Annotated in this window: 19 protein-coding genes and 1 pseudogene; 8 read left to right on the forward strand and 12 right to left on the reverse strand. The window is 71.4% G+C overall.

Annotated elements, in window-relative coordinates; genetic code table 11:
- Positions 1-49 precede the first annotated feature (49 nt).
- On the forward strand, positions 50-883 hold the full coding sequence (locus LADH09A_RS26305; protein ID WP_372492351.1) for an IclR family transcriptional regulator: 834 nt from the start codon (positions 50-52) through the stop codon (positions 881-883).
- Between the two features lie 873 nt (positions 884-1,756).
- On the opposite strand, the gene LADH09A_RS26310 is transcribed toward LADH09A_RS26305, so the two are convergent.
- Positions 1,757-2,251: a hypothetical protein gene (locus LADH09A_RS26310; RefSeq protein ID WP_238648257.1), complete on the reverse strand. Its 495-nt coding sequence runs from the start codon at positions 2,249-2,251 to the stop codon at positions 1,757-1,759.
- A 104-nt stretch (positions 2,252-2,355) separates the two neighbouring features.
- Between LADH09A_RS26310 and LADH09A_RS26315 the strand changes: the two genes are divergently transcribed.
- A complete protein-coding gene (locus tag LADH09A_RS26315) occupies positions 2,356-2,979 on the forward strand; it encodes an endonuclease domain-containing protein (protein ID WP_238648259.1) in 624 nt (207 codons plus the stop codon).
- A gap of 201 nt (positions 2,980-3,180) precedes the next feature.
- Here LADH09A_RS26315 and LADH09A_RS26320 read toward each other — a convergent pair whose 3' ends face one another.
- From LADH09A_RS26320 to LADH09A_RS26330, 3 genes and pseudogenes are all read right to left on the reverse strand, one after another.
- Positions 3,181-4,872: a S8 family serine peptidase gene (locus LADH09A_RS26320; protein ID WP_238648261.1), complete on the reverse strand. Its 1,692-nt coding sequence runs from the start codon at positions 4,870-4,872 to the stop codon at positions 3,181-3,183.
- A 307-nt stretch (positions 4,873-5,179) separates the two neighbouring features.
- Positions 5,180-5,854, reverse strand: a pseudogene (locus tag LADH09A_RS26325) (HAD family hydrolase); the annotation flags it as partial.
- A 114-nt stretch (positions 5,855-5,968) separates the two neighbouring features.
- Positions 5,969-6,934, reverse strand: a complete 966-nt coding sequence (locus tag LADH09A_RS26330) for an EamA family transporter (protein WP_238648262.1) — start codon at positions 6,932-6,934, stop codon at positions 5,969-5,971.
- 85 nt (positions 6,935-7,019) lie between these two features.
- On the opposite strand from LADH09A_RS26330, the gene LADH09A_RS26335 reads away from it, so the two are divergent.
- On the forward strand, positions 7,020-7,565 hold the full coding sequence (locus tag LADH09A_RS26335; RefSeq protein WP_238648264.1) for a CGNR zinc finger domain-containing protein: 546 nt from the start codon (positions 7,020-7,022) through the stop codon (positions 7,563-7,565).
- Here LADH09A_RS26335 and LADH09A_RS26340 read toward each other — a convergent pair.
- From LADH09A_RS26340 to LADH09A_RS26350, 3 genes are all read right to left on the reverse strand, one after another.
- Complete coding sequence (locus LADH09A_RS26340) at positions 7,532-8,116, reverse strand: GNAT family N-acetyltransferase (RefSeq protein WP_238648266.1); 585 nt, start codon at positions 8,114-8,116, stop codon at positions 7,532-7,534. The two genes, LADH09A_RS26335 and LADH09A_RS26340, sit on opposite strands and share 34 nt — an antisense overlap.
- Before the next feature lie 183 nt (positions 8,117-8,299).
- Positions 8,300-8,482 (reverse strand): DUF397 domain-containing protein, encoded by a 183-nt coding sequence (locus tag LADH09A_RS26345; protein WP_238648269.1) that lies wholly within the window; start codon positions 8,480-8,482, stop codon positions 8,300-8,302.
- Entirely contained in the window at positions 8,473-9,285 is an 813-nt protein-coding gene (locus tag LADH09A_RS26350) for a helix-turn-helix domain-containing protein (RefSeq protein ID WP_238648271.1), read from the reverse strand. The genes LADH09A_RS26345 and LADH09A_RS26350 overlap by 10 nt, the downstream gene beginning before the upstream one ends.
- A gap of 454 nt (positions 9,286-9,739) precedes the next feature.
- Between LADH09A_RS26350 and LADH09A_RS26355 the strand changes: the two genes are divergently transcribed.
- Positions 9,740-10,030, forward strand: a complete 291-nt coding sequence (locus LADH09A_RS26355) for a hypothetical protein (RefSeq protein WP_238648273.1) — start codon at positions 9,740-9,742, stop codon at positions 10,028-10,030.
- Between the two features lie 38 nt (positions 10,031-10,068).
- Here LADH09A_RS26355 and LADH09A_RS26360 read toward each other — a convergent pair whose 3' ends face one another.
- From LADH09A_RS26360 to LADH09A_RS26380, 5 genes are all read right to left on the reverse strand, one after another.
- The gene (locus LADH09A_RS26360) at positions 10,069-11,478 is read right to left on the reverse strand and encodes a class II fumarate hydratase (protein ID WP_238648274.1); all 1,410 of its coding nucleotides are present in this window, start codon (positions 11,476-11,478) and stop codon (positions 10,069-10,071) included.
- A 35-nt stretch (positions 11,479-11,513) separates the two neighbouring features.
- Positions 11,514-14,495, reverse strand: coding sequence for an AfsR/SARP family transcriptional regulator (locus tag LADH09A_RS26365; protein WP_238648275.1), 2,982 nt, complete (start codon positions 14,493-14,495; stop codon positions 11,514-11,516).
- Between the two features lie 256 nt (positions 14,496-14,751).
- Positions 14,752-16,419: a fumarate hydratase gene (locus tag LADH09A_RS26370; protein ID WP_238648277.1), complete on the reverse strand. Its 1,668-nt coding sequence runs from the start codon at positions 16,417-16,419 to the stop codon at positions 14,752-14,754.
- Positions 16,420-16,545: 126 nt separating this feature from the next.
- A complete protein-coding gene (locus LADH09A_RS26375) occupies positions 16,546-17,991 on the reverse strand; it encodes an outer membrane protein assembly factor BamB family protein (protein ID WP_372492352.1) in 1,446 nt (481 codons plus the stop codon).
- A gap of 70 nt (positions 17,992-18,061) precedes the next feature.
- Entirely contained in the window at positions 18,062-18,565 is a 504-nt protein-coding gene (locus LADH09A_RS26380) for an Lrp/AsnC family transcriptional regulator (RefSeq protein WP_238648281.1), read from the reverse strand.
- 139 nt (positions 18,566-18,704) lie between these two features.
- Between LADH09A_RS26380 and hppD the strand changes: the two genes are divergently transcribed.
- The 4 genes from hppD (at position 18,705) to hisC (ending at position 22,825) form a co-directional block, all read left to right on the forward strand.
- Positions 18,705-19,910, forward strand: a complete 1,206-nt coding sequence (hppD, locus tag LADH09A_RS26385; protein WP_238648282.1) for a 4-hydroxyphenylpyruvate dioxygenase — start codon at positions 18,705-18,707, stop codon at positions 19,908-19,910.
- Positions 19,911-19,921: 11 nt separating this feature from the next.
- Positions 19,922-20,629: an RDD family protein gene (locus LADH09A_RS26390; RefSeq protein WP_238648283.1), complete on the forward strand. Its 708-nt coding sequence runs from the start codon at positions 19,922-19,924 to the stop codon at positions 20,627-20,629.
- Between the two features lie 67 nt (positions 20,630-20,696).
- Positions 20,697-21,725, forward strand: a complete 1,029-nt coding sequence (locus LADH09A_RS26395; RefSeq protein WP_238648284.1) for an RDD family protein — start codon at positions 20,697-20,699, stop codon at positions 21,723-21,725.
- Complete coding sequence (gene hisC, locus LADH09A_RS26400) at positions 21,722-22,825, forward strand: histidinol-phosphate transaminase (protein WP_238648285.1); 1,104 nt, start codon at positions 21,722-21,724, stop codon at positions 22,823-22,825. The genes LADH09A_RS26395 and hisC overlap by 4 nt, the downstream gene beginning before the upstream one ends.
- Positions 22,826-22,868 lie beyond the last annotated feature (43 nt).

Below are 22,868 nucleotides of genomic sequence, written 5' to 3' on the forward strand. Positions count from 1 at the left end.
TGTCCGTGCCTGTCCGGGTCCGCCGGTGCCGGGTCGTACGCTGCCAGGCGTGGATGCGACCGCACGCTCGGGTGAGACTCCGGCCAACCCCGGTGCGCCCGCTGACGCCGTCCCTGGCCAGGTCGGCGCGGCCGGGCAGGTCGGCGCGGCCGGACAGGTCGGCGCGGCCGGACAGGTCGGCGCGGCCGGACAGGTCGGCGCGGCCGGACAGGTCGGCGCGGTTGTCGGGCGGGCTGACGCCGTTGCGGGACGGGCCGCTGAAACGTCGCAAACTCTCGACCGGGGTCTGCGGCTGCTGCACCTGGTCGCCGACGCCTCGGGCGGCCTGACCGTCACCGAGGCCGCCAACCAGCTCAACATCGGTCGGGCGGCTGTCTACCGGCTGGTCAGTCCGTTGATCGGGCACGGCATGCTGCGCCGCGACGGCGACGGCAGGCTGCGTCTCGGGGCCGGGTTGCTGCACCTGGCCCGACGCGCCCAGCCACTGCTCGCCGAGGGTGCGCTACCCGCGCTACGCCGCCTCGCCGAGCAGGCCGGCGCGACCGCGCATCTGACCGTCGTCGAGGGTGGCGAGGGTGTGGCCCTGGCCGTGGTCGAGCCGAGCTGGACGTCGTTCCACGTCGCATACCGGGCCGGAGCACGGCATCCCCTGGACCGGGGGGCGGCCGGACGGGCCATCCTGGCTGGTCGAGCCGGGGACGCAGCGCCGGTGAGCAGTAGCGGGGAGTTGCAGGCCGGGGCGTACGGGGTGGCTGCGCCGGTGCTCGGCGTCCCTGGTTTGGAGGCCAGCGTCGGCGTAGTCGCGCTCGCCCCGCTGGACGTCGACAAGATCGGTCCCCAGGTACTGGCCGCCGCCACGGCCATCACCAGCGCCCTCCGCTGACGAACGAGCCATCCACCTACTCGCCCCCTGGCGCGAACCAGCACGAAGCAACGCGGACCAGCGCGGACCAGCGCAGACCAGCGCGCGCCTGTCTTGATCGACTCGGGTTTCTGAAAATCGCGGTATCCCAGTGCCGACGTCACCCCGACTTTCAAGAACGCGAGTGGATCACGAGCCCCGAGGTCCCAGTGACAGCAGCGCGATCACCAACTGCGTCACAAGCTTCGCGGGTGGCGGGTCGTCTGAGCCCGGCTGGGCCGGCGCGGGTGGCGGCTCGTATGAGCCCGGCTGGGCCGGCCGGGCGGGATGGCCGCGACCTGGGGAGCCCACGATTTCCAGGGCCATTTCCTGCACGTCTGGACCCGCGATCCGCAGGCGCGGCCGGCGGAAGTACGGGCGGAGTACCGGTCGGCGGCGCGGTCACGTCATACCACGATTGTCGCGCGGGCTTTCGGTTGTCCACAGGGCCGGGCGGCCCGCCGGGGCAGGTTGTCCACAGGGGTTTCGGCGGTCCACGGGTGGTCGGCAGGCTGCTCGGCATGCCACCACGTCCGCACCGCCCCGACGCCCTGACGTGGCGGGTCTTCCGCGGCTCCGACGCTGTCCGGGACGGCCTGCTCACCGAACATCAGCTGCGCAGTGCCGCCTGGGTGCGGCTGCGCCACGACATCTATGCCGACGCTCGGCTCGACCGGGACCACACCCTGGCCTGTCGCGCCGCACTCCTCCGACTCCCGTCCGGGGTGGTGATCGGAGGCCCGTCAGCCGCCTACCTGCTCGGTGTCGAACACGCCGCAGCCTTCACCGACGACGTGCACATCCTCGCGCCCCGGCAGATGCGGATCGGCCCGCAGCGCGGCCTCCGCGTGCACGTCAACGCCATCTCCCCGCTCCTAGATGACGAACTGCCAGCTCTGGCCGCGCCGCCACCGGGCTCGCGCCGTCCGCCAGCCTCAAGGCGTCCACCAAGCGCGGGGCCTCCACCGAGTGCAGGGCCTCCACCAAACGCAGCGCATCCACCGAGTGCAGGGCCTCCACCAAACGCGGCGCCTCCACCAAACGCGGCGCCTCCACCAAACGCGGCGCCTCCACCAAGCGCAGCGCCTCCACCAAGCGCAGCGCATCCACTGGAAGCAGGACGCCCACCAGGCCTGGGGCATCCACCCGGTGTTGAGCATCCATCTGGAACGGAACGTTCAGCAGGAACGAGGCTTCCACCAGAAACGGAGCGCGCACCAGGAACGGAGCGCCCACCAGGAACGGAGCGTTCAGCAGGAACACGGCGTCCGCCGGACGCAGAACAACCGCCAGACGCAGCGCGCTCGCCGCATGGAGGTCGATCACGTGACGTAGCGCGCCCATCACCAACAGGGCTCCCCGTGGGGGCAGGGCGCCCGCCGACCGTGGGAGCACCGCCACGGCCCAATCGGCAACTTGCTCGACCGGCAGCGGTGACGGCCAGAACGGGCCACATGGCGATCACCACAAGGGGCAGCATCGCGGCCGCCAGACCGAGCGACGGGCGTGAAGGGGGTGTCACGCTCCAGCCCAACTGGGACCCGAACGGCCCGATCCCCCGTTCCGACCCGGGACGGGCCGCCTGGGAAACGGCGGTGTGGCTCGACCCGATCCGTGCGGTCGCCGTCGTCGACTCGCTGCTTGGGCAGGGGCTGACCAGTCGCGACACACTGGCCGCACTGGCTGCCCGCAACGCCGACCGACCTGGTGGACGGCGGGCACGGTGGGTCTTCGACCTGGCGGACGGCGGAGCCCAGTCCCCACCGGAGTCGCACCTGCGCGTACGGCTGATGCTCGGTGGGTTGCCACGTCCGGTCGTTCAACATCCGATACGCCTGGTCAGCGGCGTTGTCCTGCACCCCGACCTGGCGTGGCCGGAGTATCGGGTCGCAGTCGAGTACGACGGCAAGTGGCACTCCGACGCTGATCAGCTACACCGCGACCGCCATCGGCTGAACCTGCTGGTCGGGGCGGGTTGGCTGGTCCTACATGTGACGAGTCGACGGCTGCACGCCGAGTTTCCGGCGGTGCTCAACGAGGTGCGCGCCGCGCTGGTCAGTCGCGGATGGCGACGGTGACCCCGGACCTGCCCTTGATCGACTCGGCTTCCTGGAAACCCGTGGCATCCACCGACCCCCGACACCCCGCCTTCAAGAAACCCGAGTCGATCAAGGCGGGAAGCGGAGCCGGGCACACCGACGGAGCCGGGCACACCGACACTGCCGGGCACACCGACAGGGCCCGGCCGACGATTGTCGACCGGGCCCCGAGGCGGTGCTTTACGGGCGGGCGTTCGGCTTGAGCGGGGTCTTCACCGCCGCGTAGGCGTCGACGATCCCGTAGCCGTAGAAGCCGTTGAAGTTGACTCCACCGGCGCAGTAGGCGTCGTAGGTCTCGTCCCGGCCCTCGTTGCGGTACTGCTGGAGGCGCGGCTCCGGGCAGGCGTGCTCGGCTGCCGTCCGGTACAGGTGCTGCTCGACCAGGTCCGGCGACATCCCGAAGCCGCCCCGGCGCTCCGGCTTGCCGTACCGGCTGACGATCAGCGCGGCGACGCCGGCGGCGTGCGGGGACGCCATCGAGGTGCCCTGCAGGTAGGTGTAGTAGCCACACTCACCGTTGGCCTTGCACTGCTTGAAGACCGACTCCTCGAAGCCGGCGACGATGTTGCCGTCGGCGTCGACCGACTCCTCTTCCTGAAGCACGTGCTTCGGGTACGTGGAGAGGATCATGTTGGCGTCGGTACGGAACGTGTCGGTGCCGAAGCCGTCCCGGAACCATCCGCCCGGGGCGGCGACCGAGATCTGCTCGGTGCCGTAGTTGGAGAAGTCCGACTTCTTGCCGGACGGGCCGACCGACGACACACCGATCACGTGCGGGCCCTCGGTGGGCATGTCCCAGCAGCTGTTGTTGTCGATTGGTCGGGGGTACGGGTCGGCACCGTAGTCCGGGCTCGTGACGTCCGTCCGGGGTGCGCCCAGGTCCTCGTTGTTGTTGCCGAGCGCACCGACGAGGGTGACGCCCTTGTTGTGGGCGAAGATCAGCGCCCGCTTCATCGCCTTGATGATGGCGCGCTGTTCGGCCTGGTCCTCGGGCGAGTCGGCAGGGTTGGCGGTGCAGTTGTAGAGCCACGGGTCGACGTAGAACGACATGTTGACCACGTCGATCCCGGAGCGGCCGGCGTAGACGAGGGCGTTGACGACCGGGTCGAGGAAGAAGTAGCCGGAGTCCTGGCCACCCTTGAGCTCGACCAGCGAGACGTTCGGGGCAACGCCGGAGAGGCCGAAGCCGTTGGCCGCGGCGCCGATGGTGCCGGCCACGTGGGTGCCGTGCCCGCCGTCGTCGGTGCCGACCGGGTCGAGGCAGCTCGGCACCTCACAGGGGCCGTCCACGTCGGTCAGGTCCGGCGCGAAGTTGCGCGACAGCGACCAGTTGAAGTTCGGCGCGATGTCCGGGTTGCTGGCGTCGACGCCCGTGTCCAGCACGCCGACGGTCACGCGACGGTCGCCCGGCTCGATCTTGCGGGCCTGGTCGGCCCGGATCATGTTCAGGCCCCAGAGCTTGTCGTCGAGCGGGTCGAGCTTGGTGCCCTTCTTGGCTGCGGCACGAGCAGCACCGTTAGCGGTAGCGGCCGTGAGGTGCTCCTGCTCGACGCGGTCCAGCTTCGGCTTGCGGCCGATGGCCTTCTGCTCGGCGGCACCGAGCAGCGTCGGGGCGGCGTTCGCCCTGGCCGCGAAGTCGGCCCGGTCGCTGGTGACCTGGAACATTCCGACCTCGTCGGACCGCGAGACCACAGTGCCGCCGGCTGCCCGGATCGCGGCGACCGCCGTGTCGGCGGCGACGCCGTCCTCGGCGACGACGGTGAAGGTGCGGGCGTTGCTTGGCGCGGCACTGGCCGGTACACCCAGCCCCGAAGCCGTAAGTGCCAGCACTGCCGCAGTTGCGACCGTGCCGACGGTGAAGCGCTTGCTCACCACATCAGATCCTCTCGTTGAGGGACGTGGCAGCCATCACACAACAACGTTCGGGTTTACGCCAGGTGAACGCCCGTTATGGCGTTGAATCTCTCCTTCATCCACCCAGTTCGACGGCAGCGCCGCCCACGCCAGCGCCACCCACCCCAACACCGCCCAAGCCAACGCCAACGCCACCCACCCCAACACCGCCCACGCCAACGCTGCGGACATCACCCACGCCAGCGCCGACGCCGACACCGCTGGCACCGGCCTCGTCAGTGCCGACACCACCCGCACCGACGCGAAGACCACCCACTCCGACATGCAGATCAGCGAGCGCGATCGACAGTTCGGCCAAACTGGACACTTCGGCATCGGGTGTGCACCCGACGGGGCGAGGCAGCCCCTGCCGGTTCAACCACACCGACCGCAGACCAGCCCGCTGGGGTGCCACCACGTCGTGTTCCCACGAGTCTCCGACGTACACGATCTGCTCGGCCGGCACTCCGGCCGCCGCAACCACCGCTGCGAAGAACTCCGGGGCCGGCTTCTTGGGCAGTCCGTTCTCGTGCGCGTACACCTCGAAGGCGAACTCACCGGCGAGCCCGCACCGTTCGGTGCGGCTGTTGCCGTTGGTGGCGAAGCCCAGGGTGTACCGACCGCGCAGCGCGGCCAGTGCCGGCGGCACGTCCGAGAACGGTCGGGTGAGGGCGAACCGGCGGGCGAAGAAGAGGGCTGCGGCATCGTCCAGGTGGTCGTCCAGTCCGGCGCGGGCCAGCGACCGGGCGAGCGCGGCCCGGCGGATCTCCGCCACCGGTGCGGCCTTCAACTCGCCGAAGACCGCGCCCCAGTCCGACTCCAGTTCGGCAAGCGACACCTTGGCCGCCGCCGCCGGAGCGAGCCGCCGCATCTCGTCCAGGACGGCCACCAGCCCGCCGGTCACCGCCGGCCGCAGATCCAGCAGGGTCTCGTCGGCATCGAACACCACAGTGGTCAGCACGCTGCCCACTGTCTCATCGACCGCCGAGCACCAACACGACCACCGGCACCGGCACCGGCACCCGCACGACCTCCGACCACCGGCACCGGCACGGGCACCGGCACGCCAGCAAGGTCACCGAGCGTCGAGCACCAGCTCCGGCTCGGGCGAGACCGGCGCGGACGCAGCCGGCGTCCCGCGCAGTTCGTCGAGGCGCACCAGCGCGACCCCGGCGACGATCATCGCGCCTCCGAAGAGCTGCCAGCCGGTGGGCAGCTCGTTCAGGAACAGCCAGGCGATCAGCACCGCGAAGAGCACCTCGGTCAGCCCAACGAACGACGACAGCCGGGGGCCGAGGATCCGGGTGCCGGCGATACCGGCGAGGTACGCGATGACGGCGGCCACCAGCGAGAGCCCGGCGATGGGCAGCAGCCAACTGGTGGGCTGCCCGGCGAAGGTGACCTCGCCGAAGGTGGCGTGCAACGGCAGCAGACCGGTCAGCCCGACGAGGAGCAGGACGGCGGCGCCTACTGCCATTCCGCCGCTGGCCATGGCGACCGAGGGCAGTCGGGGGTCGACCCGCCCGGCGAGCACGAAGTATCCGGCCAGGCCGAATGCCGCGCCGAGTCCCCAGAGCACACCCACCGGGTGGAAGTCGGCGGTGCCGGCGAGGTCGAGCACGAACGCCAGTCCGGCCAGGGCGGCCACCGAGCCGGCCACGGTGAGTCGGCGGGGCCGCTGCCCGTGCCGCAGCCACATCCAGCCGACGACGAGGATGATGCCGAGGTATTCCAGCAGCAGCGCGACACCGACCGGCAGGTAGCGCACGGCGTTGAAGAAGCAGACCTGGGCCAGCGCCACCCCGAGGAGGCCGAACAGCCCGACGGCCGTGGCGTTGCTCCGCAGCACGTTCCACCTGCCCCGCAGCGACAGCAGGGCGGGGATCGCCAGCACCAGGGCGGCGATGCCGACCCGGGCGATCACTGCGGACTCGGCTGACCAGCCGGCCTCGATGAGCGACCGCGCGAAGGTGCCGGAGGTGGCGAAGGTGACTGCGGAGAGCAACGCCAACGCGGCGCCGGCAGCAGGTCGTGAGTGCATGTCGCGCTCCTCGGGACGGCACCGTGTCATGAGCAAACTATCCTTGTGCTGATGACGTTAGGCGGAAGCCATGACAGGAGTCAAGATGCTATTTGCTCATGACACTGAATGTTCCCTGATCGCCGCCGCCGCGCTGGTCAACACCACGGGTCGCGACGGCGAGCTGCTGCCCGACGTCGCCGCGTTGGACGCGTTCTTCGTCCGCTACTCCTACAGCGGGCGACACGAGCACACCGACGCCGAGTTGCGGGCCGTCCGGGAGTTGCGGCCCCAGCTACGCCGCATCTGGTACGCCGAGCCACCCGAGATCGTCGCGCTGGTCAACGGCCTGCTGCTGGAACACAAGGCGCTGCCCCAGCTCATCGAGCACGACGACGAGCCCTACCACCTGCACGCCGTACCCCGGGACGCGCCCCTGGCCACCCGGATCGCGGTGGAGGCGGCGATGGCGATGGCCGACCTGGTTCGCGCTGGCGAGCTGAGCCGGCTGCGGATCTGCGAGTACCCGGACTGCGACAACGTGGTCGTCGACCTGTCCCGCAACCGGTCGCGGCGATTCTGCGAGGCCGGCTGCGGCAACCGCGCCGCGGTGACCGCCTACCGCGCCCGCCGGGCGGCCGGTCGCTCCTGAGCGGTGGCGGCCCACTCCTCGGCCCGCAACTCGTACTCCACCTCGCCGTGCTCGGTGCCCGGGATCGGGTCGTCCCACTGCAGGTGGAACGTCCGCAGATAGCGCAGCCCCGCCTTCGCCATCACCCGCCGGGACCGCTCGTTGACCGTCATCGTCTCCGCCCAGACCCGACGCACCCCGACGGTGTCGAACGCGTACCGCACCAACGCCCGCGACCCCTCCGTGGCCAGCCCCCGCCCCCACGTCGAGCGCCGCAGCCGGTAGCCCAACTCGGCCTCGGTGCCGTCCGCCGACGGGTCGAGCGCGCACCAACCCAGGAAGTCGCCGGCCTCCCGGTCGAGCGCCGCCCAACGACCCAGCCCGGGATACCGCTCGTACTGGGCCAGCAGCCTCGGCAACTGCTCGTCGCGAACCGTGGCCAGCGGCGTGGCGACACCACCGCTGAGGAACCGCATCACCTCGGGATCGCTGTCCAGGTCGACCAGCGCGTCCACGTCAGCCATGGTCAACCGCCGAAACCGCAGCCGCTCGGTGCAGGGCAGGTCACTCATAACGGGATCATCCCGCCGCCCCACACCACCGTCGACCCGTTTACCCGCGCCGCCCGCGCCGCCCGCGCGGAAGATCCGCGCAACATCGGGGAAGTTGCTGCTTCAGGCCGCGACGAAGCAGCAACTTCGGTGAAGTTGCGGGCAAGAGACCCCGCGACCACCGTCGCGGGCGAGCCGGTCGTTTCAGCGCGGGGGCGCGACCACGAAGAGCCGCCAGGAGTACGCGTCGACCACCAGCACGGGCCCGTCCGAGTCCTTGCTGTCTCGCACCCCGACCACGTCCCCAAGATTCGTCGCCACCTCGACACACCAGTTGTCCTGGTTGCTGCGGCTGCTCTTGCGCCATCGAGCGTCGGTCAACTCCACGACTCGGCCACCTCGTTCAGAAAGTCGATGGATGCCTGCGGTGGCAGGGCTTCGCCCAAGGTAGCCTCCCAGACCCTCTGCAACCGCGCCAGATCTCGCGGCTGGTCCAGCTCCTGGCCGCGAACCTGGCACTCCAGATAGGCCAGCTCGGTGCTGTCGGGCAGGACGGCGAGCGCGAACTGCCCACCGAGCCCCGGATACTCCTCGGCGGATTGCGGGACCACGTGCAGCCGGACCCGCGGGTGCCCGGTGGCGATGCTGGCCAGGTGCAGCGTCTGGTCGCGCATCACCTTTCGCCCACCCACCCGTCGTCGCAGCACCGCCTCGTCCAGCACCGCCACGATCTGCGGCGCACGCTCGCTCTGCAACACGTCCTGGCGGTTCATCCGGTCGGTCAGCCGCCGCTCGACCTCTTCGGGAGCGAGCAGGCCGCCAGCCTCGAAGACCGCACGCGCGTATCCCTCCGTCTGGAAGAGCCCGGGCACGTAGCGGGGCTCGTACCACCGGACCGTGCGCGCCTGCTCGAAGATCGCCTGCCAGCCACGCAACCACGGCTGGGCCCGGTCCAGGCTGACCAGCTCGGTGGACATCCGGCCGAAGAGGCCGCCGGTGTCCAGGGCGCGGTCGACGAGTTCCAGGTACTTGGCGGTGGGCGCTTGCTGGCCCAGCTCGACGGCGCTGACCATCGACGCCGAGTAGTTGACCGCCTTGGCCAGCTCGTCCTGACTCCAGCCCCGCCGAGCCCGGGCCCGGCGCAGCTCCGCGACCAGGAACGCCGCCGCCGTCATCTGTCCATCGGCCATGCCGTACCGCCCTCCACCCCGCTGACGATCAACTCCAGCCGGCCGCCAGCGGCGGCGCCACCCGAAACAGGGCGACTGTGACGACGCGGCCAAACCCTTCCGACCGTAGTCGCCTGATCACCAGACTGTGAAGTGCGGCACCGCTCCCCGTCCCCCGGGTCTGTCGGTGCACACGGGACCGCCCGCTCCCCCGGCCGGGCGGTCCCACCTCCCAGACCCCGTCCAAGCCCACCACCCAGACCCCGAAGCCCACCACCCAGACCCCGTTCACGCCGGCCACCTCGACCCCGTCCACGCCGGCCACTCCGACCGCGCAAGATCGCGCAAGATCGCGGAAACAGTGGGGTCCCGAGGTGCGGAGGCCACTAGATCCAGGATCGAGCACGATCTTGGCGCAGCTCGGCCCGGCGCAACCCAGCCCGGCCCGGCGCAGCGCGACACGAAAGGCCACAGCATGTCCCGGACCGCCCCGGACAACCGCGCCACGACGCCCGGTCGGCCACACCTGCCGTTGCGCCCGCTCTGGCTGTGCCGGGTCTGCGCCGCACCCTGGCCCTGCCCGGTCGCGCGGCTCACCCTCCGCCAGGAGTACGCCCACGACCGGGTCGGGTTGAGCGTCTACCTGTGCGCGGTGCTGCACGAGGCAGCCGCCGACCTGTACCGGCTCAACCCGCACGACGGCCCGGACCCGGCGGCGCTCTTCACCCGCTTCCTCGGCTGGGCGAGACCACGGCACCTGCGCTGAGCCGGCCTGAGCAGCGCCGGACGGGGCAGGCAGCCGGATCAGGGGTGGGTCATCCGCAGCAGGTCCAGGGTCTCGTCGAGCTGGGTCTCGGTGAGCTTGCCGGAGTCGACGTGCCCCCGGGAGATCACCACCTCGCGGATGGAGGTCTGCTTGGCCAACGCCTCCTTGGCGATCGACGCCGCCTCGTCGTACCCGAGGTAGCGGTTGAGCGGGGTGACGATCGACGGCGAACCCTCGGCGTACGCCAGGCAGACCTCGGCGTCCGCGACCAGGCCGACCACCAGCCGGTCGGCGAACAGCCGGCTCACCGCGGAGAGCAGCCGGATCGACTCCAGCAGGTTGCGGCCCATCACCGGGAGCATCACGTTCAGCTCGAAGTCGCCCTGCGAGCCGGCGAAGCCGACGGTCGCGTCATTGCCAATCACCTGTGCGCAGACCTGCCGCATCGCCTCGGCCACCACCGGGTTGACCTTGCCCGGCATGATCGACGACCCGGGCTGGAGGTCGGGGATGCGCAGCTCACGGAGGCCGGCACGAGGGCCGGAGCCCATCCAACGGATGTCATTGGCGATCTTGTAGAGGCCGACCGCCACGGTACGCAGTTGCCCCGAGGTCTCGACCAGCGCGTCCCGGGCGCCCTGCGCCTCGAAGTGGTTGCGCGCCTCGGACAACGGCAACCCGGTCGCCTCGCGCAGCTTGTCGATCACCGCGGCGGCGAAGCCGAGCGGGGTGTTGATCCCGGTACCGACGGCGGTGCCACCCAGCGGCAGCTCGGCCAGTCGGGGCAGCGAGCCCTCCAACCGCTCGATGCCGTAGCGGACCTGCGCGGCGTACCCGCCGAACTCCTGGCCGAGCGTGACCGGGGTGGCGTCCATCAGGTGCGTACGCCCGGCCTTGACCACCGTCTCGAACTCGGCGGCCTTGGCCTCCAACGCCGACGCGAGGTGAGCCAGCGACGGCAGCAGATCCTCGACGATGAACTGGGTGGCAGCCAGGTGGATCGAGGACGGGAAGACGTCGTTGCTCGACTGGGAGGCGTTGACGTGGTCGTTCGGGTGCACCGGCGAGCCCAGCTCCCGGCTGGCCAGGGTGGCGATCACCTCGTTGGTGTTCATGTTCGACGACGTGCCGGAGCCGGTCTGGAACACGTCCACCGGGAACTGGTCGTCGTAACCGCCGTCGGCCACGTGCGCGGCAGCGGCGGCGATCGCGGCGGCGACGTTGGCGTCGATCACGCCCAGCTCGCCGTTGACCTGGGCCGCCGCGCCCTTGATCTGCGCGAGCGCCTTGATCTGGGCCGGTTCGATGCCCCGGCCGGAGATCGGGAAATTCTGCACCGCGCGTTGGGTCTGTGCCCGCCACAACGCCTCGGCGGGCACCTCCACCTCGCCCATCGAGTCGCGTTCGATCCGGTAACCGGTCGCCTCTGGAGTCGTCACGCGTACCATCCTGCCGCGCCCGTGGCCGACTCGCAGATGATCCGTCAGCCCAACTCGGCCAGCAGCCGTTCCACCTCGTACTGCTCCGGCGAGTCGATCTGGCGGAACAGGGACAGCGCCCGGAACCAGTGCGACCGGGCCGCAGCCGGGTCGGTGTCCCGCAGGCAGCGGGCAATGCCGTCCAGCGCCCCGGCCTGTTCGTGCGGGGCGTTCATCCGGATGGCGTCGGCGAGCACCCGCCGGTGCAGGTCCACCGCGCTGGCCACGTCGCCCTGGTCGAGCAGCGCACGGGCCAGCAGGTTGCGCGACATGCTGGCGGCGGTGCGGTCCCCGGCCTTCGTCACCGCGGCGAGCGCCTCACGGTGCAGTGTCGCGGCGGCCTCCGGCCGGCCCAGGATCCGCTCGATGCTGCCCAGTTCGTTGAGGACCTCGCCCTCCCCGAAGCGGTTGCCCTCCCGGCGCTTGAACTTCAAGGCGAGCCGCAGTATCCGGCGCGCTCCCGGGTAGTCGCCAAGCCGGGCCCGCACCGCCCCGAGGTGACCGAGGGCGTTGTACAGGCTGTTCATGTCGCCGATGTCGCGGGCCAGGCGCATCTGCCGCCGCGAGGCCAGCCGCGCCTCCGGGTAGCGGCCCCACGCCAACAGCAACAACGCCTGGTTGTTGAGTATCGCGATGACCTCCACCGGCTGATCGCCGGCGGAGACGAGCGCCAGTGCCGCGGCGGAGTGGGCCATGGCGGGAGCCAGTTGCCAGTTCGCCCCGTACGCCACGGTCAGGTTCCGACGGACCGTCGCCTCACCACGCCGGTCGCCGAGCCGTTGACGCAGCCGGAGCGCGACCTCCATCAGCTCGATGGCCTCCGGGAACCGCCCGAGCCGGAAGTAAGCCGAGGAGAGGTAGTTCCGGACGGTGGCGATGGCCCCCGCGTCGTCGAGCTGCTCGGCGGCGCGCAGCGCGACGGTGTGGGTGTCCACCAGCTCGTCCAGGTGGCCGTACCTGAACAGATAGAACCAGGATGTGCGGGCCAGTTGCCAGCAGCGTTCCAGGTGCCCCTCGGCGGCGGCCAGCCGCACCAGCGCCGGAAGCGCCGCGCGGTTGGCGTCGAACCAGGCAGCACCATCCGAGACGGACGCGCGCACCAGGTCGGCTCGGGGAGGTTCCGGCAGCACCAGGACGGACCGACTGGCCACCGGTTCCATCCGGCTGGCGATGGCGTGGGCCGTATGCAGGTGATGATCGAGCAGCCGGACCGTGGCGGCGCTCCGCCCCGAAGCGGTCTCGCCGGTCTCCAGCAGCTGGCGGGCGTACTCGCGCATCAGATCGTGAAAGCGGAAACGGCCGGCTTCCGGCTCGTCGACGAGGTGCGCGTCGACGAGGCTGTCCAGCAGGTCCTGGGCGTCCGGCAACGGCAGGTCGGCGACCGCCGCCGCCACCCGATCGTCGAAGAAGCCGCCGGGGTGCAACGCCAGCAGCCGGAACATCCGCTGCTGGTCGAGGTCGAGCTGCGCGTACGACAGAGCGAAGGCCTGCCCGACGGAGCGTTCGCCGGCCGACAGCTCGGTCAGCGTGTCCCGTCCGGCGGCAAGCCGGTCCGCCAGGTCGCGGACCCGCCACCGGGGCCGGTGGGCGAGCCGGGCCCCCGCCAGCCGGATCGCCAGCGGCAGGTGCCCGCAACGGGTGGTCACCTCGACGGCCGCCTCCGGCTCGGCGGCGACCCGGTCGGCGCCGACCACCCGTCCGAGCAGCTCCACCGCCTCCTCCGGGTCCAGCACGGCCAGCGACGACGGCTTTCCGCCGTCCAGACCGGCGAGCCTCCGACGGCTCGTGATCAGGGTGAGGCTGTCCCGGCCACTGGGCAGCAGCGGTGCGACCTGAGCGGCGCTGGCGGCGTTGTCGAGCACCACGATCGCCCGCCGTCCGGACAGTTTGCTGCGCCACAGGGCGGCGCGTTCGTCGGTGTCGGCGGGGATCCGGTCCCCCGGGACACCGAGCTGGCGGAGCAGCGCGGCAAGGGCGGCGGCGGGCGGCAGTGGCTCCCGTTCGCTGTGCCCGTGCAGGTCGATGAAGAGGTGCGCGTCGGGGTAACGGTCCGCGAGCGCCGTGGCGACGTGCACGGCCAGTGTGGTCTTCCCGCTGCCCGCCATGCCGTCGACGAGCTGGATTCGGGCGTCGTCCTCCTCGATCTCCTTGACCAGCCGGGCGAGCGTCTCCTGCCGTCCGGTGAAATCGTTGATCGCCCGGGGCAGCGCCCGGACCGGGGTGAAGGCCCGCTCCTCCGAACCGGTGAGTGCCAGGTCTCCGGCGAGCACCCGCTGGTGCAGCTCCTGCAACTCGGCACCCGGTTCGATGCCCAGCTCGTCGGCGTAGAACCGCCGGCCCTCCCGGTAGACCGCGAGCGCGTCGGCCTGCCGGCCGACCGAGGACAGGGCGAGCATCAGCTGGCCACGCAGACGCTCCCGCAGCGGATGCTGGTCTACGCTCTCGGCGAGTTCCTCGATCAGCTCGGCGGCCCGCCCGAGGCGCAGCTCGACGTCGACGCGCTCCTCCAGCGCGGTGAGGCGTTGTTCGTCGAGCGTCTGTGCCCGACGACGGACGCTGCGGCTGGGGATGCCGCTGAGCGCCGGCCCGCGCCAGAGTGCCAGGGCCTCGTGGAACCGCTCACCCGCCTCGGCGAGCCGGCCGGCCGCGACGGCGGCCCGGGCCTCGTCGACGCCCCGGGCGAAGGCATCGGCGTCCAGGTCGCTCGGGGCGATACGGACGCCGTACCCGGCCGGGTCGGTGACGATGATCTCCGGTGCCAGCCCCAGGTCGGCGAACCGTCGCCGCAGCCGCGACACGCAGGTCTGCAACTGGGCTCGGGCGGTGGCCGGGGGGCGCTCCTCCCAGACCGCGTCCACCAGTTCCTCGACAGGCACCAGCCGGCCGGAGCGCAGCAGCAGCATGGCGAGCACGATCCGGTCCCGGCCGGCGGTGACAGTGGACTCGCCACCGCCGACACGCAGAGGCCCCAGGATCCCGAACCGCATCTGCTCCCCCGCTGTGATCGTGCAACTCGCAGCAGCGTAGCCCGGCGATCACTCAATGCCGCAGTCCGGTGATAGCGATGTGAGAGCGGATCGAGTGCGGTGCGCACCAGACTCACACCGGGTTGTCGGTGACGGCATCCGACGGGGGCGGTGCGCCCGTCCCACCCCAACGGGGCGGGCGCACCGATGTCGGCAGAGCACGGACGACAGAGGGGTGCCGGGCGAACTCGCCCGGCACCCCTCGCGTACGTGTCGGTCAGCGGCGGCCGACGGTGAGCACCGGTTTGGTGACCTCGGCGAAGAAGTCGTTGCCCTTGTCGTCGACGACGATGAAGGCCGGGAAGTCCTCCACCTCGATCTTCCAGACCGCCTCCATGCCCAGCTCCGCGTATTCGAGGACCTCGACGTGCTTGATGCAGTCCTGGGCGAGGCGGGCGGCGGGGCCACCGATCGAGCCGAGGTAGAAGCCACCGTGCTGCTGGCAGGAGCGGGTCACCTGACCGGAGCGGTTGCCCTTGGCCAGCATCACCTGTGAGCCGCCCGCGGCCTGGAACTTCTCCACGTACGCGTCCATGCGGCCGGCGGTGGTCGGGCCGAAGGAGCCGGAGGCGTAGCCCTCGGGGGTCTTCGCCGGCCCGGCGTAGTAGACCGCGTGGTCGCGCAGGTACTGCGGCATCGGCTCGCCCGCGTCCAACCGCTCCGCGATCTTGGCGTGGGCGATGTCCCGGGCCACCACGAGCGGGCCGGACAGCGACAGCCGCGTCTTCACCGGGTACTTGGACAGCTCGGCGCGGATCTCGTCCATCGGCCGGTTCAGGTCGACCCGTACGACCAGCTCGGCGTCGAGCGAATCGTCGGTCACGTCGGGCAGGAACCGGGCGGGGTCGGTCTCCAGTCGTTCCAGCCACACACCCGACGGGGTGATCTTGGCGACGGCCTGCCGGTCGGCCGAACACGAGACGGCGATCGCCACCGGGCAGGACGCACCGTGCCGGGGCAACCGGACCACCCGCACGTCGTGGCAGAAGTACCGGCCGCCGAACTGCGCGCCGATGCCGAAGTTGCGGGTCAGCTCCAGCACCTCCGCCTCCAGCTCCAGGTCACGGAAGCCGTGCGCGCTCATCGAACCCGAGGTGGGCAGCGCGTCGAGGTACTTGGCGCTGGCGTACTTCGCGGTCTTCAGGGCGTACTCGGCGGAGGTGCCGCCGATGACGATGGCCAGGTGGTACGGCGGGCAGGCGGCCGTGCCGATGAGCCGCAGCTTCTCCTCCAGGAACTGCATCATCCGCGTCGGGTTGAGCAGCGCCTTGGTCTCCTGGTAGAGGTACGACTTGTTGGCCGAGCCACCGCCCTTGGCCATGAACAGGAACTTGTACGCGTCGGGGTGCCCGTCCGGGTCCTCGGCGTACAGCTCCACCTGGGCCGGCAGGTTGCTGCCGGTGTTCCGCTCGTCCCACATGGTCAGCGGGGCGAGCTGGGAGTAGCGCAGGTTGAGCTTGGTGTAGGCCTGGTAGACGCCCCGGGAGATGGCCTCGGCGTCGGCGCCGTCGGTCAGCACGTGCCGGCCGCGTTTGCCCATGACGATCGCGGTGCCGGTGTCCTGGCACATCGGCAACACCCCGCCAGCGGCGATGTTGGCGTTGCGCAGCAGGTCCAGTGCGACGAACCGGTCGTTCGGCGAGGCGGCCGGGTCGTCGATGATCGCCCGGAGCTGGGCCAGGTGCGCGGGGCGCAGGAAGTGCGCGATGTCGTGCATCGCCTCGGCGGTCAGCGCGGTGAGGGCGGCCGGCTCCACGGTGAGGAACCGGCGGCCTCCCGGGCCGTGTACGACGTCCACGCCCTCGTCGGTGACCAGGCGATAGTCCGTCTGGTCGGGGCCGGTTGGCAGCAGAGGGGCGTACGAGAATGCGGCGGCACTGCTCATGAGCGGCAAGCCTAGGGCAGACCGGTCGATCACTCCCACCCGCCGGGCGGGTCCTGGGACGCCGCTCTCATCGCCTCGGGCCCGCCACGCCTCCCCGCAGTGCGGATCAGCTGGCGACTCGCCCGCTCAGCCGTCCTTGCCGCCGTCCGGCTCGGGGCAGAGTTCCCCCTTCGGCCCGCAGTCGCCGTTGTTCGACCCGCCCGGCCCGGTGCCACCCGGCGCGGGATTCCCGCCGTCGCCGGGTGGGCGGGCGGGCGAGCCCCCGGCCGCGCCGAAGCGGACGTACCCGATCTCCCGACCCTCGCCGACGATCATGCCCTGTGACCCGACCGCGAGGGCGTTCGCCGAGGTGCGCAGGACGGCCAGTTCGCGGCCGGTGCGCGGGTCCAGAGCGGCCAACCGGGACGGCTTCTCGTCGGCGACGACCGCCGCGTACGGGGTGAGCGCGGCACCGGCCTTGCCACTGGCCGGTCGGGTCCACACCACCTTCTCGGTGCCCAGCTCACGGGCGACCACCGACCGCTTGTCGGCCGCCCGGAACACCGCCAGACGGTCGTCGACCGCGATCAGCTTGGTGCCCGAGTCGCCGACCCAGAGCAGCCGCCCGTCGTACCCGTCGATGACCGCCTCCCGGCCGTCCGGGCCGACGCCGATCAGCACGTTCCGCGCGCCCTGCGGGTCTTCGCGCTGCACGCAGCCGGCGGAGTCGGCGGTACGCAGGTTGATCCCGGCCCGCTGCCAGGCCTCCTGCCCGGTCGCCGGGTCCCGGGCGGAGATGGCGAAGTAGCAGGCGCCGTCCTGGGATCGGGCGGCGATCCGCAGCATCCGGCCGCCCACCACGGACAGCCGCTCGTCGCGGCCGGGCTCGACGTTCTGCAACACGCGACCGGTGGCGGTGTCGACCACGTGCACCCGGCCGTCCACCGGGAAGCCGAGCAGCGGTGGCGCGGGCTCGGCCCCGGCCACCCCGTCGTCGATCCGGGTGGCGGTGAGCCGGCGGGTGCCGCGCAGGCCAGGGTTGTCGGCCAGCAGGCCGCTGTGCACCCCGGGCAGGAACGCCGTCCAGATCGGTGTGGTGCCGCGCGGGTCCCAGGCGCTCAGGGTGCAGTCGGTGGCGTCCGTGCAGCGGGCGTCGAGGAGCAGGTTGCGGTACGTCCACACGGCCACCGCGTCGTCGTCGCGTCGCCGGGTCACCCCGGTGGAAGGGTCGAGCAGCTCGTACCCCTTGACCAGGAGCTTGCCCACGGCGACGACCGGGTCACGGTCGCCGCCCGCGACGGCCGACCAGTCCGCCTTGCGCTCCCAGAGCTGCGTGCCGGTGGCCAGGCTGCGGGCCTCCACCCGGGTGCGCTGCTCGACCACGACGGCGTCGCCGGCGATGGTCACGCTGCGCGGGGTGCCGCCGACCCGTTGCTGCCAGACCACGTCGGGCTCGGAGATGGGTTCGCTGCGGTCCACCCAGTCCCACAGGCCGGGGAAGGGGTTCCACACGCCGGTGGCGGCGAGGGCGACGACCACGGCGAGGCCGAGCAGCAGCCCACCGCGCACGCTCCCCTTCGCCACACCGCACACCGTAGCCACGATCACGGATCTTCCGTACGCCCGCGCCGCCGTGTCGCCACGCTTTCTGAGCCCGGAGGTGTTAGAGCACCCTTCCCTCGGCCCGGACGGCGCTCCGCACCAACGGAAGCGTGCGGTACGGGATCTGCTCGGCCAACGCGATGATCGTCGACGCGCGGGTGATGCCGGCGGACGAGACGATCTGGTCGATGACCCGTTGCAGGTCGGTGTTGGAGCGGGCCACGATCCGGCAGAGCAGGTCGCTGGAGCCGGTGATGGTGTGCGCCTCCAGCACCTCGGGGATGGCGGCGAGGTGGGCGGTGACCGGGTCGTGGCCGTGCCGCTGAGTGATCTCCAGGGTGACGAAGCTGGTCACCCCGAACCCGATCGCGGCCGGTGAGATCTCCGGCCCGAAGCCCTCGATGACCCGCCGCTCGACCAGCTTGTCCAGCCGGGCCTGCACCGTGCCCCGGGCCACCCCGAGCCGGCGGGAGCACTCCAGCACCCCGATCCGCGGTTCCTCGGCGAGCAGTTCGATCAAGCGCACATCGAGCCCGTCGAGCTGTACATTCTGCTCACCATTCATGGGTGCCAACCATACCGAATGCGCAACCTGACCAGCATTTCTGCCAACAGTTGCCCACCTGGTGCCGGGCCAGCGATCCTCGCCACAAGAACCGACCACGGCGGCCCACAAGGCCGGCCGGTACGCGAGGGAGCCCACCATGACCCAGGCGATCGACCGACCCCAGTCGACCGAGGACGTCGACGTCGACCGGCTCGTCGGCGCTGTCGACCACGACATCAGCCACGACCCGTTCCCGGTCCGGGGCCTCGACCACGTGCACTTCCTGGTCGGCAACGCCAAGCAGGCCGCCCACTACTACTCCACCGCGTTCGGCATGACCTGCGTGGCGTACCGCGGCCCCGAGCAGGGCTACCGGGACCACGCCCAGTACGTGCTGACCAGCGGCTCGGCCCGGTTCGTGCTGACCGGCGCGGTGCGCCCGGACGCCGACGGCGCCGACCACGTGGCCCGGCACAGCGACGGGATCAGCGACATCGCGCTGGAGGTCCCGGACGTCGACGCCGCGTACGCGCACGCCGTCGCGCAGGGTGCCGCCAGCGTCGTCGAGCCGCACGAGGTGACCGACGAGCACGGCACGGTCCGGATGGCCGCCATCGCCGCGTACGGCGACACCCGGCACACCCTGGTCGACCGGTCCCGCTACACCGGCCCGTTCCTGCCCGGCTTCGTGGCCCGCGGCCCGATCGTCAACCGGCAGCCGATGATCGACGCCGGCATCCAGCCGAAGCGCTTCTTCCAGGCCGTCGACCACGTGGTCGGCAACGTGGAGCTGGGCCGGATGGACGAGTGGGTCGAGTTCTACAAGCGGGTGATGGGCTTCTCGAACATGGCGGAGTTCGTCGGCGACGACATCGCCACCGACTACTCGGCGCTCATGAGCAAGGTCGTGGCGAACGGCACCCGCAAGGTGAAGTTCCCGCTCAACGAGCCGGCGATCGCCCGCAAGAAGTCCCAGATCGACGAGTACCTGGAGTTCTACCAGGGCCCCGGTGCCCAGCACATCGCCGTCGCCACCAACGACATCCTGGCCAGCGTCGACGCCATGCGCGCGGCCGGCCTGGAGTTCCTGGAGACCCCGGACTCGTACTACGACGACCCGGAGCTGCGCGAGCGCATCGGCAACGTGCGGGTGCCGATCGAGGAGCTGAAGGCCCGCAAGATCCTGGTCGACCGGGACGAGGACGGCTACCTGCTCCAGATCTTCACGAAGCCGGTGCAGGACCGCCCCACGGTCTTCTTCGAGCTGATCGAGCGGCACGGCTCGCTGGGCTTCGGCAAGGGCAACTTCAAGGCGCTCTTCCAGGCGATCGAGCGGGAGCAGGAAGCCCGCGGCAACCTGTAACACTTGCGAGCGTGACGCAGCCTCCGTCGTACCCGACACCGCCGGTCGGTGGGCCTCAGCCCGCCGCCGGCGGCGTCGCGCCGCCGCCCGGACCACACCCGCAGGTGTACGCCGCGCCGCCGCAGTACGCCCCATCCGGGTACGCCCCGCCGCAGTGGCACGCCGGACCACCCGGCCCGCCGCCCCCGCCGCTGAGCCCGGGTGGTCAGCCGCTGGCCAACTTCGCCGACCGGCTGCTGGCCTGGCTGGTCGACACGGCGCTGGCGACCGTCGTGTCGCTGGCGTTGTTCAGCCCCTTCTTCGTCATCCTGTGGGTGCGGATGTTCAACGAGATGACCCGGACCAACCCGGACGGGACCTTCGTGGAACCCGACCCGGGCATCTTCCTCGTGGACTTCTTCCTGCCGATCATGTTGCTTCAGCTCGGGCTTCTCGTGGTGATGCTTGGGCTCTACTGGCTCTACCACGTGGAATACCTCAAGCGCGGCGGTCAGACGCTCGGCAAGAAGGCGCTGAAGCTGCGGGTGGTGCCGCTCGACCCGACCCGCACGCTCAACCGCCAGATGGCCGGCCGACGGTGGGTGGTGCAGTACCTGGCGGGTTCTCTGATCCCCGGAGCCAGCTATCTCGACGGGCTGTGGCAGCTCTGGGACAAGCCGTGGCAGCAGTGCCTCCACGACAAGTTCGCCGAAACGGTCGTCGTTAAGGTGTCCTCGTGAGCGAGCACAGGGAGCGGACCAGCAGTGTGGCGTCTCGCGCCGTCGCGCGACGAAGCGGAGCGACGGCGTGAGTGTGCAACCCGGCTGGTACGTCGATCCCGCCGACACCGAGACCCGGCGTTACTGGGACGGCGAGGGTTGGCTCGGCGCGCCCATTCCCGTCGACGCCACCCCGCCGGACGGCCCGCCGCCGCCCGAGCCGCCCGCGCCGGTCAGCCCGGCCACGCCCCCAACCTCCGGCCCGACCACCCCGGGGCCCGTCGCACCTGGCTGGCCGCCACACCAGGGCCCACAGCCGGGGCCCGGCCCACACCCGGGGCACGGCCCGCAACCCGGGCCCGGACCACAACCGGGGTACGGCCCGGGGTACGGCCCGCAGCCGGGTAACGGCCCGGGCTGGGGACCGCAGGCCGGCCCGCCCGGTTGGGGTCCGCAGGGCGGTCCTCCCGGTTGGGCGCCTCCGGCTGGTCACCCCGGCTGGGCGGTACGACCACCCGAGCCACGGCCGCACGGCTTCAGGCTGGCCGGTTACGGTCGCCGACTCACCGCGCGCCTGATCGACCTCGGTCTCCTCCTCGCACTGAACGTGGTGGTCAACGGCTGGTTCGTCTGGCGCTGGGCGCAGGAGTGGGCACCGTACTGGCAGGAGTTGTTCCGGCGCGCCGCGCGGGGCGACACCTCCGCCGAGGGTCTGCCCGTTCCTGGCGAGCAGGCAGGGTCGCTCCTCGTGGTGATCCTGCTGATCGCCACCGCGCTGTGGCTGGCGTTCGAGGTGCCCGCGATGGCAGCCGGTGGGCAGACGATCGGCAAGCGGATGATGCGGATCCGGGCGGTGCCGATGGCCGCTGACCAGCCGTTGGGCTTCGGCCGGGCGCTGAGCCGGTGGAGCACGCTGGGCCTGCCGACGCTGCTCTGGTACTGCGCCGGGATCGGCCTGGTGCTGCAATTCGTCGACGCTCTCTCCCCCCTCTGGGACCACCCCCTGCGGCAGGCGCTGCACGACAAGCGCGCGCAGACGGTGGTCGTGGAGGTCCCCTACCGCCCCGCTTCCGCCCCCTCGAACGACCGCGACCAGCCCCCGGGAGACACCCCATGACCGACTCCGGACGTCACCAGCCGGCGCTGCGGCTGACCCGCGCCGACCTGGACGCGTTGCCCAACTACGTGCCGGGGCGCAGCCCTGCCGACCTGGCTCGGGAATTGGGCCTGCCGGAGGCCATCAAGCTGGCCAGCAACGAGGTTCCCTACGGGCCGCTGCCCGGTGTGGTGGAGGCCGTCACCGAGGCGATCACCGCCTCACACCGTTACCCGGACATGGGCGTGGTCGCGCTGCGCGACGCGCTGGCCGAGCGGTACGGCGTGGCCGCCGACCGGATCGCCACCGGCTGCGGGTCGGTGGCGCTGGCCGAGCACCTGGTCCGGGCCACCTGCCTGCCGGGCGACGAGGTGCTCTACGCGTGGCGGTCGTTCGAGGCGTACCCGATCATCGTGGCGACCAGCGGCGCGACCAGCGTGCGGGTGCCCAACGACGCCGGGCACGGGCACGACCTGACGGCGTTGGCCGCGGCCGTGACCGACCGGACCCGGGTGATCTTCGTCTGCAACCCGAACAACCCCACGGGTACGGCGGTGCGCCGGGCCGAGCTGGACCGGTTCCTCGACGCGGTGCCGGACGACGTGCTCGTGGTGATCGACGAGGCGTACCGGGAGTTCGTCGACGACCCGGAGGTGCCGGACGGGCTCGACTACCTGGACCGGCCGAACGTGGCGGTGCTGCGCACCCTGTCCAAGGCGTGGGGGCTCGCTGGGCTGCGGATGGGCTGGCTGGTTGCCCAGCCGGTGGTGGCCGCCGCCATCCGGAAGGTGGCGACGCCGTTCTCCACCAGCACCGCGGCCCAGGCCGGTGCGCTCGCCGCGCTGACCCAGGCCGCCGAGATGGAGCGCCGTTGCGCCCTGGTCGTCGGCGAGCGGGCCCGGGTGACCGAGGCGCTGCGCAAGTTCGTGCCGGACCTGCCGACGAGTCAGGCCAACTTCGTCTGGCTCCCACTGGGCGATCGGGCGGTGGCGTTCGGCAAGGCGTGCGAGGCGCGCGGTGTGATCGTCCGGCCGTTCGCCGGGGACGGCGTCCGGGTCACCATCGGCACCCCGGTCGAGAACGACGCGTTCCTGGCGGCCGCCGAGGCGGCGCTGACCTGAGCGTCGGCCTGACATATGACCAACCCGTGACATAAGCAGTGTT

Origin of the sequence: Micromonospora cabrerizensis, from assembly GCF_022230955.1 — a bacterium.
GTDB classification, from domain to species: Bacteria; Actinomycetota; Actinomycetes; order Mycobacteriales; family Micromonosporaceae; genus Micromonospora; species Micromonospora cabrerizensis.